The sequence below is a fragment of the Variovorax jilinensis genome (genome assembly GCF_030316885.1).
GTDB lineage: Bacteria > Pseudomonadota > Gammaproteobacteria > Burkholderiales > Burkholderiaceae_C > Variovorax > Variovorax jilinensis.
In genome coordinates, this window is the sequence record NZ_JASZYQ010000013.1 from 12593 (window position 1) to 25810 (window position 13218).

The 13218-nt window shown below is 63.8% G+C and carries 14 protein-coding genes; 4 read left to right on the top strand and 10 right to left on the bottom strand.

The genetic code is table 11. The features are described 5' to 3' along the window. Positions 1–40 precede the first annotated feature (40 nt). Together stbB and QTH87_RS25600 are read left to right on the top strand one after the other, a co-directional pair. Positions 41–748: a StbB family protein gene (gene stbB / locus QTH87_RS25595; RefSeq protein ID WP_286613190.1), complete on the top strand. Its 708-nt coding sequence runs from the start codon at positions 41–43 to the stop codon at positions 746–748. Positions 749–756: 8 nt separating this feature from the next. After that, positions 757–1146, top strand: coding sequence for a hypothetical protein (locus tag QTH87_RS25600; RefSeq protein WP_286613191.1), 390 nt, complete (start codon positions 757–759; stop codon positions 1144–1146). Between the two features lie 161 nt (positions 1147–1307). Here the strand turns inward: QTH87_RS25600 and QTH87_RS25605 are convergent, their stop codons facing one another. The 5 genes from QTH87_RS25605 to QTH87_RS25625 all read right to left on the bottom strand — a co-directional run bounded on the left by QTH87_RS25605 (position 1308) and on the right by QTH87_RS25625 (position 5862). Further along, positions 1308–1802 (bottom strand): single-stranded DNA-binding protein, encoded by a 495-nt coding sequence (locus QTH87_RS25605; protein WP_286613192.1) that lies wholly within the window; start codon positions 1800–1802, stop codon positions 1308–1310. Further along, positions 1799–1984, bottom strand: a complete 186-nt coding sequence (locus QTH87_RS25610; RefSeq protein WP_286613193.1) for a hypothetical protein — start codon at positions 1982–1984, stop codon at positions 1799–1801. The genes QTH87_RS25605 and QTH87_RS25610 overlap by 4 nt, the downstream gene beginning before the upstream one ends. Positions 1985–2100: 116 nt before the next feature. Beyond that, positions 2101–2463 (bottom strand): hypothetical protein, encoded by a 363-nt coding sequence (locus tag QTH87_RS25615; protein WP_286613195.1) that lies wholly within the window; start codon positions 2461–2463, stop codon positions 2101–2103. Between the two features lie 716 nt (positions 2464–3179). Beyond that, positions 3180–3470, bottom strand: a complete 291-nt coding sequence (locus QTH87_RS25620) for a hypothetical protein (RefSeq protein ID WP_286613197.1) — start codon at positions 3468–3470, stop codon at positions 3180–3182. Between the two features lie 310 nt (positions 3471–3780). Then, positions 3781–5862, bottom strand: a complete 2082-nt coding sequence (locus tag QTH87_RS25625; RefSeq protein ID WP_286613200.1) for a ParB/RepB/Spo0J family partition protein — start codon at positions 5860–5862, stop codon at positions 3781–3783. 513 nt (positions 5863–6375) lie between these two features. Here QTH87_RS25625 and QTH87_RS25630 point away from each other — a divergent pair. Continuing rightward, positions 6376–6663 (top strand): hypothetical protein, encoded by a 288-nt coding sequence (locus tag QTH87_RS25630; protein WP_286613202.1) that lies wholly within the window; start codon positions 6376–6378, stop codon positions 6661–6663. Between the two features lie 500 nt (positions 6664–7163). Here QTH87_RS25630 and QTH87_RS25635 read toward each other — a convergent pair whose 3' ends face one another. From QTH87_RS25635 to QTH87_RS25655, 5 genes are all read right to left on the bottom strand, one after another. Then, positions 7164–8000, bottom strand: a complete 837-nt coding sequence (locus QTH87_RS25635) for an N-6 DNA methylase (RefSeq protein ID WP_286613204.1) — start codon at positions 7998–8000, stop codon at positions 7164–7166. A 103-nt stretch (positions 8001–8103) separates the two neighbouring features. Then, entirely contained in the window at positions 8104–8934 is an 831-nt protein-coding gene (locus QTH87_RS25640) for a DUF932 domain-containing protein (protein WP_286613206.1), read from the bottom strand. Between the two features lie 820 nt (positions 8935–9754). Further along, on the bottom strand, positions 9755–10327 hold the full coding sequence (locus tag QTH87_RS25645; protein ID WP_286613208.1) for an RES family NAD+ phosphorylase: 573 nt from the start codon (positions 10325–10327) through the stop codon (positions 9755–9757). 76 nt (positions 10328–10403) lie between these two features. After that, positions 10404–11102: a hypothetical protein gene (locus QTH87_RS25650; RefSeq protein WP_286613210.1), complete on the bottom strand. Its 699-nt coding sequence runs from the start codon at positions 11100–11102 to the stop codon at positions 10404–10406. 149 nt (positions 11103–11251) lie between these two features. Next, positions 11252–11590 (bottom strand): GNAT family N-acetyltransferase, encoded by a 339-nt coding sequence (locus QTH87_RS25655; protein ID WP_286613211.1) that lies wholly within the window; start codon positions 11588–11590, stop codon positions 11252–11254. Between the two features lie 345 nt (positions 11591–11935). Between QTH87_RS25655 and QTH87_RS25660 the strand changes: the two genes are divergently transcribed. Beyond that, a complete protein-coding gene (locus QTH87_RS25660; protein ID WP_286613213.1) occupies positions 11936–13198 on the top strand; it encodes a D-alanyl-D-alanine carboxypeptidase family protein in 1263 nt (420 codons plus the stop codon). Positions 13199–13218: the final 20 nt, after the last annotated feature.

A 13218-nucleotide genomic window follows, 5' to 3' on the forward strand; every position in this document is an offset into this window, starting at 1 on the left:
CCACCCACCCAACAAATGTTACGCATATCAGGGGAAAACAATGAAAGTCGCCATCATCAATTTCAGCGGAAACGTGGGAAAAACCACCGTTGCACGCCAACTTCTGGCGCCGCGCATGGATGCGCCGGAGTTCGTCTTCGAGTCGATCAACGCCGGTGGCGATGACGATCTCGGCTATGCCGAGCGGCTGAAAGGCAAGGAGTTCGCGCACCTTCAAAAGCAATTGATCGCGCTCGATTCTGCAGTGATCGACGTCGGAGCCTCCAATATCGAAGAAGTGATGAAGCAGATCGCCCGCTTTGAAGGATCGCACGAAGATTTCGATTTCTACGTTGTCCCGGTCACCAACGAGAAGAAGCAGAAAACCGATACCGTCGCCACGATCCAAGCCCTCGCAGCGTTGGGCGTCGCGCCCACGAAGATCCGCCTGCTCTTCAATCGCGTCGACATCGAAAGCGCTGACGATCTTCGCAGCGATTTCGGCGCCCTCTTCGCACTTCACGCAAGGAGCAAGAACTTCACGTTGAACACGGACGCCGCGATCTACGAGAACGACCTCTTCGATCGTCTGCCACCAGGAAAGTCTGTTGCTGCAGTATTCGCGGATGAAACCGACTACCGCGCTCAGTTCCGCGAGGCGAAAAGCGAATCCGCCAAGGCGCAGGCGCTCGAGATGATGCTGCTTCAGCGCCTATCGAAGGCCGCGACCAAGAACTTGGACGCGGCCTTCGACGCATTGTTCAAGTAGACGGAAGCATGACGAAACTGGAAACCTCCCTCCGCGAGGCGTTCATGGCGCAAATGCTCGGCGATCTGGACAAGGTCGCCGTGCGTTTTGAAGAAGCCGAGACGAAGATTGCAGACCGCATCGCCGTCGCCACAAAAAGTGCAGCGAATGAAGTGCTATCGGAGAGCCGGCACAGTTTCGAGCGGATGATGAGCGAGCGGGGGGAGGTCCTTCTCAAGAACGGTCGCCACGCGGCAGCCCAGATCGGCGTCGCCATGACCAGCGGCACGGAAACGTTTATCGCAGCGGCGACAACGCTCGACCGCAAGGCCTTGCGCTTGGCTGCGCTGCTGTTCATGTTCGCGCTTCTGGCAGGATCGCTTGGTGCCGCGCTCATGTACTGGCTTCTCGTCATGTAGCTGCTCCCCCGAAGGGGGTCCACTGCAATGACAAGCGCCCCTGGGCCTTAGGCATCGGGGCGCTCTGACTGGCGACGGCCGTGGATCAGCTCAGACACTTGTTCACCAAGCCGGTGATCTCGAACATCGTGACCTGATGCTAGCCAAGGACCGGCGCCGATTCAGGCAGATCGATCTGAGGCGCCATCTGCTCCGCGCAGCTCTTCCCGCAAGGTCCCCAGCATGCTCGCGAAGTCTGCGATCGAGACGTCCTCGCGCTCCCCGCTCGCCATCGCTTTCGCCAACTGCTCCAATGCAGCAAGGCTGGTGGCCGTACGCGAGATCAGGTCCGAACGCGGCGGTCGCAGCATTCGAAGCTCGTCGACGCGGACCTCATAGGTCAGGCGTTCCTTGCCTTCCTTGTCCATCCAACGACTAGTGCGCCGGTTTCCCTCGACGTAGACCTCGCTGCCCTTCTGGAGGAACTCGGCGGCGATCTCTGCCAGACGATCGAAGCACACGATGTCATGCCACTCGGTATGCGTCATCCGTTCGCCGCTCTGACGGTCCGTCCAGTGCTCGTTCGTGGCCACACTGAACTTGGCGACCGGACCTCGCGCGGTATGGGTGATTTCGGGATCGCGACCAACGTGGCCGATCAGTTGGATTCGGTTCATGCTCGCTCCGATCTCTCTTCATCGGAAACTTCGCGCTCCGCATCGTCACGCCGCAGACCTGGGCACGAGGTCTTGAAGCGCGCCGACGCGCGACAAGCGCCGCGCTCGACGTGGTTTCCTTGGTGCGCCTCGCTCGGTTCGAACGCTGCTTGAGCATTTCTGGTTTTGTTCATCGTGATCATGGGGTTTTCTGTCACCAGTATCTGCGCCGGTCGACTGTTTCAGTGACCCTGTTGGCCGGTTCGTCGTCGGATTCCTCGAAGAACTCGGCGGCCAGTTTCTCAATCCGCTTTCAGCCTCATCGCTTCCAGTGCCACTCACGCTCGCTCAATCGCGCCACGACGACGGCGTCCTCAATCAGAAAGCACTCACGTTCATCGATGCACTCGCAAGGCTCGCCGCCTTGAAAGGAAACTTCAAATCCCGCCTGATATTTGCTGCCGCTAGGCCGTACGAAGGCGCGCGTCTCGTGCGTGCCGTCACACGCCATCGTCCATTCGCCTCGCCAAACCGGCACACACACGTTCCCTCTCACCGCCTCGCCGAAGGATGCGCCGTCCGCGGCCCCAAGGGCGAGCCTGCCCTTGAAGCGGGCAACCAACGATGCGGCGAAGGCGCCGAGCGCGCTGGTGGACTGGTGAGTGCTGTGCATGTTCATCATGGTTCCCTTTCTATGTTTTTGAACTGAGAGCTACCGGGTTCCTAGATTCGGAGCCCAGCAACCTGGGTTGGCGGGCGATTGCTGGGGGACCGGATTTCGCCGCCGTTTCCCTGAGTTCCTCGCCCGGTGAACGGCGCGGCCTGGATGACATGGGAGCAAGGGGGAAGCATTCGTAACGCGAAGCGTTATGAACACCCCCTTGCAGGGCGCAGCCCGGTCACAGGGCGGCCAGAACGCAGAGTCACCGGAATGGCGAGGAACTCAGGAAAACGGAGAGCACGGCCTATTCGGCAGGCGCACGACCAACCGCCGCGCGGCGAGCGCCCACGCGGCTGCGGCCGCCTGGCTGGGCAAGCGCAGCGCGCAGGGCAACCGAAGGGCGCAGGGCAACCGAAGGGCGCAGCGCCGCCGGCGCGGAGGCGTCAGGGATGGAAGCCCGAAGGGGCGAGACCGCAGGGCTCGATGCGAAGCACGACGGCGCGGCCCGCAGCGAAGCGAAGGGAGACGCCCTGCCCCGGTCTCCTACCTCGCCGCTCTGGCAGGTCAGGCTGAACCTCTCGAGCGTTGGGATGTGTGTCATGCGGGCAAGAGTCTTTGATTCGCCCCGGCCGCTTCTCGAACTGATGTCTCGGGAAGCGCATGTGTGCTTTCGCCTGCGGAGCCGAGCCTGAAACCCTGGGCTTCCTTCCCCCTGCGAGCCCCACTCGACACGGTATTCAGCACGATGACGCCACGACCCTGATGCATCCAAGCTCGTGCGGGCCGGCAAGCCGAGCATCAAAGCGCGCAGAGCGTGGCGGCGGCGGGAGGATGTCGCGCCGAACCACGGCGATGGCACTCTCCCTCGTGCGTGCCCTGACATAGGCCGTCTTCTTGTAGGTCGGCCGTCGGGTTGGGCCGGCCACGATGTGAACGGCCCATTTCTTCCACTCCCGACCCGCCCAGTAGGCAATCGCATCCGATTCGTCCGGCAGGATCAATCGAAGGTTTTCGGGCAGAACGCTCATGGCGTAAGCCCCGTCAAAGCCAAGACGTTGCGAGGTGCCTGGATTTCCGCCAGCTTGCATAGTGCAATGCGGTCCGCCTGGGTGGGCGGCGCCACCCCCGCCGTCTGGTACGACGGGACGCCGAACCATTGATGCAGTGTCGTCGGAAAGGCGCGGGTGTATCTCGCGCTCAGAGGCTCGTCGCCTCGTTGATCTTTGGTTGGCAGGATCATGAGTTTTCTAGAATGTGGGGAGGCCGCGCACCATGGTGCGCGGGAAGGGATGTCGGAATGCCGATGACCGGGCGGCGCAGCCGCCCGGATCGCGGCTGTCAGGCCTTCGAAGGCGCGCACATCGGCCGGAGCGGCAATGGCAGCCAGCGCGTTCCTTCCAACTTGGCGGCGGCATACGCAATCGCCTCGCCCTTCTTCATACCCGTCATCAGACGGGCCACCTCGCCGTCGCGGGCCTCGGTCACCGCCTCGATCAGCTGCGCCTTCGACACGCTCTCCAGGTACTTGGCGGGCGTCGGCGTCCACCAGTCAGCCATGTCCACCCCCAACGCCTCGGCCAGCACGTCGGAATCATCCGATGCCGTGCGTTCACGACCCTGCATGGCGTCCAACATGCTCGCCGAGCAGAAGGCAAGCAGTTCCATTAACGTGGCTCGGTCCTGCTTGATAAACCAGGGCAACATCGATGCTTCGCCATCGCCACCGGGCAAGCGGTCACCCCAGGCCTCGCGCGCCCTCTCCAGCACGGCCGCCGCCTGCGAGTCGCCATATTCCGTCGCACGGCTGCTCAGCGACGTATTCGCCGTCAAGTGCGCGCTCAGCTTCAGCGGACTGGTCGATTGGAAGTAGCCCGAAGCGAAGATCGGTGCCGCGAGCTTGTGCACCACCAGTGCAAGGGCCACGTGGGCGTTCTCCGTCAGCGCCGCCTGCAGCGCAGCCGTTCGGTGGGCGGTGAGGTCGTGCATCAAGCGTTCGGAGAGAGCTGCACGCTCTCCCTTGCCCGGCGAGGCGCTCTGCAGGCCAGCAGGGATCGGCTTGCCTGCCTTCTTCAGATCGGCCACGATCGCCTTCCTGTCCTGCGGCCGCATGAGGCCGCGGGTGATCTCGACCTGACCGCTCCGGCTCAACGTCACGATCGCGCCGCAGGTCGCCAGTTGCTTGTCGCTCCATTGGGCAAGGGACTCCTGCGCGATCGCGATGCTCACCTCAATGTTCTCGGCGTCGGCCTCTGCCTGCTCGATGCGCTTGGCAAGTGCCTCCTCCGCCGCACTCCCCTCCTCGGCACTCGCATACTCGTCTTCGAGTGCTGCGATCGACGCATGAGCCTCGGCCGCCAGACTTCTCCAGTCATCCAGCGCCTTCGCTTCGTCCTCGGTCATCTTGCGCGACTTCGCACGCTCGCGGCCGAAGGCCTGCATCGTCGCGTAGTCCGTGTGCAGGCGAGCCTCCACCCACGACCAGCCCGCCGCGCGCTCTTCCTCAGCGACCTCATCCAGACGGGCCGTTGCCAACTGCTGCACCAGCGCTCCGTCCTGCAGCCAACATGCCTCGGTAGATTCCGAGAAGAGATCACGTCGGATCAGTCCGCCCGCCGCTTCATAGGCCTCGATGCCAACGAACCTGGCAAGGCTGCTGTCCCCCTCCACCTCGTCATCGTTGACCAGCGCCTGCCGAAGCATGTACGCCGTGCGGTTGTACTCATGCAGCGAATCCCACGCGTTGCTCTGTAACGCATGGTCATCGACCAGGCACAAGACCTTGAGTTGGTCCATGCTCGCCGCGCCCTCGCGGAACAGCTGGATGAATCGAGGCGCGAGGTTCGCAAGCTTCATGCGGCGCTCCACCGTCAACACCGACACACCGAACTGATCGGCCACCTGCTTGACCGTGCGCCCTTGTGCGATCAACAGCGCAAAGGCCTCGAACTCGTCGGCCGGATGCATATTCAGCCGCCCCGAGTTCTCTGCCATCGAGATCGCCACCGCGTGGGAAGAATCGTAGAGGCGACATTCGATCGGCTGACCCTCGGCGTAGAAGCCATCTGCCACCAGCCATTGGCAGGCAGCCAGCCGTCGCCCTCCTGCCTCGACGGAGAAGGTGCCGTCGCCGGCGTCCGTGATCGAAGGCCGCTGCAGCAAGCCTTGCGAGCGAATCAGCGCTGCCAGTTCCGGGATGCCCTGATCGTCGCGCTGCTTGCGCACGTTCGCGGGAGAGAGCCTCAGCTGATGCAGCGCGATCGTGACGTCTCGCCCGGTCGGCGGCTGGTGCTCCCGAGTCTCGGCCCCCTCCCCTGCTCCCTGCCCCTTTCCTCCTGCTGCTCTTTGGTGAGTCTCGGGGGGTGCGGGAGGAAAGCCCGCTGCGTCGGTGTTGTCGGTGCTGTGTGGGTTCGTTGTGCTCATGGCTGTGCCTTTCGTCGGTGGTTGAAAAAATCTGCTCTTCGGAGCCGTCTCGACGCCAAAGGAGCGCGGCCAGGCCGGGCAGAGGGGCACGCGCGCAAGCCGCAGCCCGCAGCGCAGCGAAGGGACCGGGTGAGCACGTGGGCAAAGCCTTCACCCCGACGCCCGGAATGGCCGCGCTACGCGTCGAACAAGAGACGGCAACGAAGAGCAGATCGGCCACCGGTCAGGCCAGGAGCGCAACGGACTGCCTTCCACACAGCACCGGCAACACGCGCCAACCTAAGGGGTTGGCGATCGCTCGCCGCAACGCGGTGCAAGCTCGATGCGAGCGAAGCGCTGCAGCGCCAAGGGCGCGGAACCGATACGGAGACGTCGAGGTTCGTGGGCAAAGGCCACGAGCCGAGCATCTCCAGAAAACGGCGTAGCCGCTGACACGGATTCCGACGTCGCTCGGTATGCTGCACGTGCAACCGCACACCACCTGCACACCACCTACACCTGGGAGCCAAGACCATGGGAATGGGATTTCTTGCGAGCGTGATTCGCGTCGAGAATGAAGACGACGACCCCGTCGGTGCTGCACCGGATCCTGACGATCCGATCACGATCCTGACGCGAGAGGCGGCGCGCGTCGGCCTCATCAAGGAAGGCGACAAGCCCGACCAGATGCTTGTGGATTTCTGGATGTCAGCGGTCGACGCCAGCGCGGCGATCGCGGATCGATTTCGCGAGCATGAGAACGACAGGCACACCCTCGGTGATCTGATCCGAGCAGAGCTTTCTTTACCTTTGAGCACTTGACTTCGCGCGCCGAGCAAGGCGCGCTTCGAGGTGCGGTCGCGAGCTGATGCTCGAAGTTGCACCGGATTTCCGTGGATAACTTTGTGGACATGTGCGGGACCGATTTCCGCAAGCGGCACCCCGCGGGGCGCTCCGCTGGGTTGCCTCCAAAACGGGCACATCCCAGGGCGCAGGCGTCGTCGTACGGCCACGCGAATGGGACGCCAGGTAACTCAGACGCTTCGCGATCAACCGGCACCGAGAATGCTCTCGCTGCGGGTCGAGGTTTCTGCGCGCCTATGGTCTCCCGGGCGTTGCCCGCAGCTTCAGCCGCCTCGAGTGTTCGAGGCGGCTTTTATCCGAGCGGCCTGCCCTTTCCACGCTTGCAGCCGCCTTCGATGCCGACCCGAGCGTGCTCGGCTTCGACGGGTCGAAGCCGCGATGATCCGCTGCGGCGCATGCCCCAGCGCACTTGGGAACCGCATTCAGATTGCGCGGTCACCAAGATGCCGCGCGATGGCTCAAGCTGCAAACAGATCCAGCTGGTCGAGACGGTGAGCGACCACCTCCGCCCGGACTTGGTCCGGGCGTGCGTGCTGCGGATTTGTCGTCGGCACATCGGCGGCCAGGATCGGCACCGCGTGCGCTCGCGCCGCATCACCGTCCGCGGCGCGCCGATGCAACCGCCAGTCCCATCCACCCAGGACATGCGCCGGCGTCACCCAGTGCGCGCGTTCCTCGAGCGTCAGCGAGTTTCCGTGAACCACGATCGCGGGCACGTGCAGCAGCGACAGTTGCAGGTACGCCATGTGAGCGGCCGTGGCGTCGATGTCGATGGCCGTGGCATGCATCGCCTGCTGATAGTTGACGCCCTCGGACATGATCGCGTCAGCGCACGCGATCACCATGCCTCCGGCGCCGCAGGCCGGTTCGCAGATCGAGACGAAGCCTTCGCGCTGAACCTTCTCCTTGACGTCGTTCAAGGTCACGCGCGCCATGAGCGACGCGATTGAATACGGCGTGAAGAACTGTCCCTTCCAATGGTCGGCCAGTTCCAGCGACATGAATAGCTCGCCGAGGCAATCGGCGAACCCGCACGCCAGCCAGTCCACCAGGGTAGCCAACATGCGCGGGAAGCGGTCAACCTCTTCACGCGCGTAGCGGCCGACGATCTGCAAATAGCGCTCTTCGCGTACGGCGCGCTGCGCAACGTCAACGGCATTGCTGATCGCGAGCGCTCCAAGCTCGCAGAAGTCCGAGACGACCTGGTGCAGCCGGTGCCGATGCGCGTTCGCGCGGATGAGCTTCGTGAGCTCCCTCTTGTGGCTCTCAGGCCCGATAGGATGGCAAGCAGCCATGATGTCGCGTTTTCTCTCTTGGTGACTTTGTGGTCAGAGGCCCGGCTGCCGCGATCAGCGGCTATCAGCAACGCACAGCGGCCGGGCCTCGCCTGCTTTTGAATCAGGCCTTCAGGCGCTTCATCTCTTCGGCAAGCATCCAGAGCGCACGATTCACCTTGACGTTCTGGTCAATGCCCTGCACGGGCCGGGTGCGTTGCCGGCGCCCGTTCGTGGTCCTGGCCTCCAAGCCGCCACGCACCAGGTTCTCCTGAAGGCGGTTGAACGTGCTCCAGAGATCGGGCTTGTCGTCGGCCACGCGTCGCGGCGCGAGGACCTGTGCCTCGGTGATCGGCGCGGGCTTCGTCGCATCGGGCTCGTACTTCAGCGCGATTGCGGCCCGCGCAAGGATTTCGGCCTCTCCCCGATCAAGCTCGACCCCGCGCATTTCCTCCCGCTGCTCGCGCACACGCTCGAAGCCGTCCAGCACTTCGAAAGCGCCTTCGATCACGTTGTGGACGACATCGCCCTTGTGGCGGACGCGGACATCGGCAACCGGATCCCCGTGCACAAGACCATTGGCACAGACGAAACGGAACAGACCCGCCATCGCTGCATAGCTGCTGGTCCCGTCGTGAGAGTTCAGCAAGATCACCTCGTTGGCTTCCGCGTCGTTGATCTGGTTCGCGTGCCTGAGGCGGATCATGTGTTTCGTGAAATCGCGCCGGCTCTCGTCGCGGACGCGTGTCTGCGCCACCATGAACGGCTGAAACCCCTCCTTGCGCAGACCATCGAGCACCGTCGACGTCGGGATGTACGTGTAGCGCTCAGAGCGACTGTCGTGCGCGGCATCCGCGAAGATCGATGGCGCTACCGCGCGCATCTGCTCGTCCGACAGCGGCTCCCGGCTGCGAAGGGATGGGGAATGACGGCCAAAGCGTGAAGCTAGTTGCATGTTTTTCTCTCCTTAAGTCCACCGGGTTCCAAGATTCCGCCCCATCAATTGATGGGTTCGGGGGCGAGTGGCAGCTCCCGGATTTCGCCGCCGTACTTCCTGAGTTCGCGCCCGGTGAGATGCGGCGGAGCGGATGGCGGGAGAGCAAGGGGGAAGTCTTCGTCACGCGCGAAGCGGGTTACGAACACCCCCTTGCAGGCGAAGCCGGTCTCACGGCAGCCGGGCCGCAAAGTTCACCGGGAATGGCGCGCACTCAGAAGTACGGAGAGCACGGCGGATCTGCCACACGCCCCCGAACCCGGCGCGCGCCGAGCGCCTCCGCTGCCGCGTGCGGCCTGCCTGGCTGAGGCAACCGAAGGGCGCAGCGCCGAAGGCGCGAAGGCGTCAGGGATGGAAGCCCGAAGGGACGAGACCGAAGGACTCGATGCGGAGCACGAGAGCCCGACCCCCGAAGGGGAGACGCCCTCCCCTCGGGTGCAAGCAAGCCGGGCGCTGCATCGCGCGCCTGCCCAAGCACGCACAGGACCGACAACCAGTGCCGCTTGCTGGCAGCTCTAAGACCCCGCAGCTTGGTGGGCGATGGGCTGCGCAAGCCGCCCGCCCAGGCCGCACAGCACGTCGTGCGGAACACGGACCCCTGCGCAAGGCGCTCTCTAAGGGTCGCGATGGGCCTGGTCCCCGGGACGGAGCAAAACCTTCAACAGGCCCACACTGCTGATCGGCTGTCGGTTCCGCGAACCATCGCAGGGGCCGACGCGCAGCCCGTGTTCTCGGCCGCCGCGGCGCTCGGAACCCAGAACCCGCGCTGATGACGAAAACGCTATTTCAGCGCCACGCCTGCGCCCATCTCATCAAGCAGGTCGATGATCTCCTGTTCGTAGGCTTGGAGCGGCCGCGAGTCGCCGTCATCCATGATCCCGGAGGGAATCCGATCACCAAAGAGGACGATGACCTCGGCCCGGTTGTCGCGCTTCGACATCCAGTGCAGCCCCTGGACATTGGGCATGTTCTCCCAGATCCACTGCGACCACGCCTGCGTGCGCGCGTAGTCACTCTCGTCGCCGCCGAAGAGCGAGCCGACAGTCAGGCCTGCCGCCTTCAGCCCGGTCGCGGTGAGGTTGACCAGACTGAGGGCCGGGGTGCGCACACGACTCAGGAACAGGTGATTGCCATAGTCGCGCTCGAGGTCGTGCAGGTAGCCGGTCGAAGGCGTGGGCACGTTGTGCAAGACCACCTCCGCGATCGCGGCATTCACAGTGCTGGCGGCGTAGAGCGTGGGAATGGGCTTGCCGGTCGCGGGATGGGTCAGGGGACTGAATCGCGCGTCGCCGAGGCCTGAATCGTTGAAAGATGCCGGCGCAAACTTCCCTGTCGCCACATCGAAGGCGTGCACGCGAAACCAGGCTCGCTCCTTGTGCGGAAGCGGACGGAAGGGATGGGCTGGCGGAGGGAGAGGCAATGCCGGGCGGCTAGCCATGCACAGCGCCCACGACCTGCCGTTCCGCGGCCCTGATCACAGCCTTCGGATCACCCTTCACCACCTCGCGCGGCCGCCGCCCCTGCAAGGCCGCATTCGTCGATTCGAACCAGGAAGCGAGCCGAAGCGGTGAGTAACCCTCGAGGACGGCGAGCACCTTCTTGATCTCCGGCACCGGCTTCCAGGATTCGCCAAACACATAGGCAGGAAACATCTTCTTGCCGCGGTGATCGATGGCAAACACCTGCTTGTTCTGCAGCCAGCGGCTCGCGGTCGCATGCGGGTTTGCCGCATTCGGATCGAGCTCGCGGCCGATCTCGGCCGCCGAAAGCCAGTCCGTGCCGTTCATGATCGCAGCCAGCGCCCGCATCTCGAGGTCGGTACGGCTGACCGCGCGTCGGCGCGGCTCATAGGAATCGGCCAGCTCCTGAAGAGACGCCTGCTCGACCTTGTTGATCGCCAAGCGCACCTGCGCCAACACGCCGGAACTGACTTTGCGGTCCTTGGGACTCTGGGCGACGCGCGCTGCTTCATCCATGATGAGACTGGTCGCGACACGCACGCTGTCCAACATGGTGGCGATGGTTTCCACGTCCAGATCCGGGACGCCGGCGCCACCCCCGCCCGCGAGGCGGTCTGACATGCTGCGGCGTGGCGGGAATCTCTGGAAGAACGAGGATGCGAGAGTCATGAGTAGATTTTACGCCTCATTATTCTCGCATGCAACGCATGGAACCGGCTCGGAGGCCGTCGTGGTCATGGACTCTCCCCCTCGGCCACTTTCGCCTATTCAAGGCGGAGTCGAAGCTCCGCGAGGATTTGGTGTGTTGAGCACGACAGTCACAGGTGCTTCCGGTAAAACACCCGGTCGTAGCCACCTTGGGGGCGACGGTCATACTCGACGTAACCGATGCGTGGATAGAGGACCTGGTTCTCGGTCATCTTGGAATTGGTGCAAAGGTATAGCGCGTCGTGGCCGCGTGCCCGAGCCGTTGTCTCCGCGAACGTTAGCAATGCGCGGCCCACGCCCCTGCCGTGCATGCGCGGTAGCGCCGCGACCGTGTCGATGTAGAACCCGTCGTCGGTCTCGTACTGGACCAGGACGCCCACCACATCGGAACCCTGCTCCGCAACCCAGACCTTCTGCTCGGCAATGAGTGCCGGGTAGTCCAGCAGCATTGGCGCCGGCATTCGGCCAATCCGCTCGATATATCGCTCGAAGGCTGCATGGACGCACGCAGCCGCAGAAGGTGCGTCCACCGGGCAAGCTGCTCTCACCGAGATGGCGGGTGCCGTCATGCTGAAGAGATGGTTGAGCGCCGATGGAGGGCGGTGGAAGTGAACTGCAAGCCTCGAGCCGAATGGCCAGCATTTTGGCGAGCCAACGCTGCGGCCGCAAGGCAGAAGATGGGCACGCCCGATCGCGCACCACTCCGGAAAAAAGAAACCCTTCGGTATGAACTTTGGGGGCATATTGGATTCGTAGGAAGTTGAAACTGAGACCCACGCCGCAACGCATCCGATATGCCGTCCATCAAGCAAACCGCACTCTCTACTGTTCTCTCTTTGTTCCTCGCGACCACCACGGCCACCTTCGTGCCGTACTCCGCGGCTCTCGCATCTCCGAACCACCCCACCAAGCCGGCTGTCATCAAGAAGCCGGCGGCTGGAGCAACGCGTGCGAAGTCTGCGACGCCTGCAGCGGCACAGATGGCAAGCGGTGGGCTGCCGGTGCTACCCGCCAAAGCGTGGTTGCTGATGGATTTCGAATCCGGCCAGGTGCTCGCCTCTGAAAAGCCTGATGAGCCGCTGCCGCCGGCGTCACTCACCAAAATGATGACAAGCTTCCTTGTGGAGCAGGCATTGCGATCGGGCAAGCTCAGGAAGGACGACCTTGTTGCGGTCAGCCAGAATGCCTGGTGCCGGGGGTCGGGCTCCGAGTCGTGTATGTACCTGCCACTCAACAGCCAGGCGACAGTGATCGACATCCTGCGCGGCATCATCGTCCAGTCGGGCAACGACGCGTCCAAGGCGATCGCCGAACACATGGCCGGCTCCGAGGAGAACTTTGCGAAGCTCATGAACGCGGAAGCGCAGCGCCTGGGGATGACGCAGACCCGTTTCGTGAATGCAACGGGTCTGCCCGACCCGGGGCACCGGTCGTCGGCGCGCGACCTTGCAATCCTGGCGCGCGCCATCATCCGCGATAGCTCTGAGTTCTATCCGATCTACGCGGAGCGCGAATTCAAGTACAACGGCATCAAGCAGGGAAACCGGAACGCCCTGCTATACACCGATCCCACAGTCGACGGGCTGAAGACCGGCCACACCCAGGAAGCGGGCTACTGCCTTGTCACTTCGTCGACGCGAAGCGGGATGCGCCTCATCACGGTCATCCTCAACACGGATAGCGCGCAGGCGCGGGCCGACCAGACGCGCGCCTTGCTTGGGTGGGGCTACGGCAACTTTGAAAAGGCCACGCCTATTCAGCCAAACACAACGGTGGCCGCGGCCAAGGTGGACTTCGGCAAGTCCGACACGGTTTCTGCAGTTCTGGGGTCGCCATGGACGGTCACCGTACCGCGTGGCCAGCAGGTGCAGACCTCGGTGCAAATCAAGCCGGCGCTTGAAGCCCCGGTGAGCAAGGGCGCTGTGATTGGCAAGGTCGTCGCGACTTCGGGCGGCAAGCCGGTGGGAGAAGCCCCATTGGTCGCGCAAGCCGACGTGGAGCGCGCGGGCCTCATGCTTCGTTCATGGCAGCACGTCGCCAAGCTGTTCGGCAAGTGAGCCAAGCGCCAAGTACAACG

What these genes read in the sequence shown, in the direction of transcription:
- stbB (WP_286613190.1), top strand. Translation starts at nt 41, where the DNA reads ATGAAAGTCGCCATCATCAATTTCAGCGGAAACGTGGGAAAAACCACC.
- QTH87_RS25600 (WP_286613191.1), top strand. Translation starts at nt 757, where the DNA reads ATGACGAAACTGGAAACCTCCCTCCGCGAGGCGTTCATGGCGCAAATG.
- QTH87_RS25605 (WP_286613192.1), bottom strand. Translation starts at nt 1,802, where the DNA reads ATGAACCGAATCCAACTGATCGGCCACGTTGGTCGCGATCCCGAAATC.
- QTH87_RS25610 (WP_286613193.1), bottom strand. Translation starts at nt 1,984, where the DNA reads ATGATCACGATGAACAAAACCAGAAATGCTCAAGCAGCGTTCGAACCG.
- QTH87_RS25615 (WP_286613195.1), bottom strand. Translation starts at nt 2,463, where the DNA reads ATGATGAACATGCACAGCACTCACCAGTCCACCAGCGCGCTCGGCGCC.
- QTH87_RS25620 (WP_286613197.1), bottom strand. Translation starts at nt 3,470, where the DNA reads ATGAGCGTTCTGCCCGAAAACCTTCGATTGATCCTGCCGGACGAATCG.
- QTH87_RS25625 (WP_286613200.1), bottom strand. Translation starts at nt 5,862, where the DNA reads ATGAGCACAACGAACCCACACAGCACCGACAACACCGACGCAGCGGGC.
- QTH87_RS25630 (WP_286613202.1), top strand. Translation starts at nt 6,376, where the DNA reads ATGGGAATGGGATTTCTTGCGAGCGTGATTCGCGTCGAGAATGAAGAC.
- QTH87_RS25635 (WP_286613204.1), bottom strand. Translation starts at nt 8,000, where the DNA reads ATGGCTGCTTGCCATCCTATCGGGCCTGAGAGCCACAAGAGGGAGCTC.
- QTH87_RS25640 (WP_286613206.1), bottom strand. Translation starts at nt 8,934, where the DNA reads ATGCAACTAGCTTCACGCTTTGGCCGTCATTCCCCATCCCTTCGCAGC.
- QTH87_RS25650 (WP_286613210.1), bottom strand. Translation starts at nt 11,102, where the DNA reads ATGACTCTCGCATCCTCGTTCTTCCAGAGATTCCCGCCACGCCGCAGC.
- QTH87_RS25655 (WP_286613211.1), bottom strand. Translation starts at nt 11,590, where the DNA reads ATGCTGCTGGACTACCCGGCACTCATTGCCGAGCAGAAGGTCTGGGTT.
- QTH87_RS25660 (WP_286613213.1), top strand. Translation starts at nt 11,936, where the DNA reads ATGCCGTCCATCAAGCAAACCGCACTCTCTACTGTTCTCTCTTTGTTC.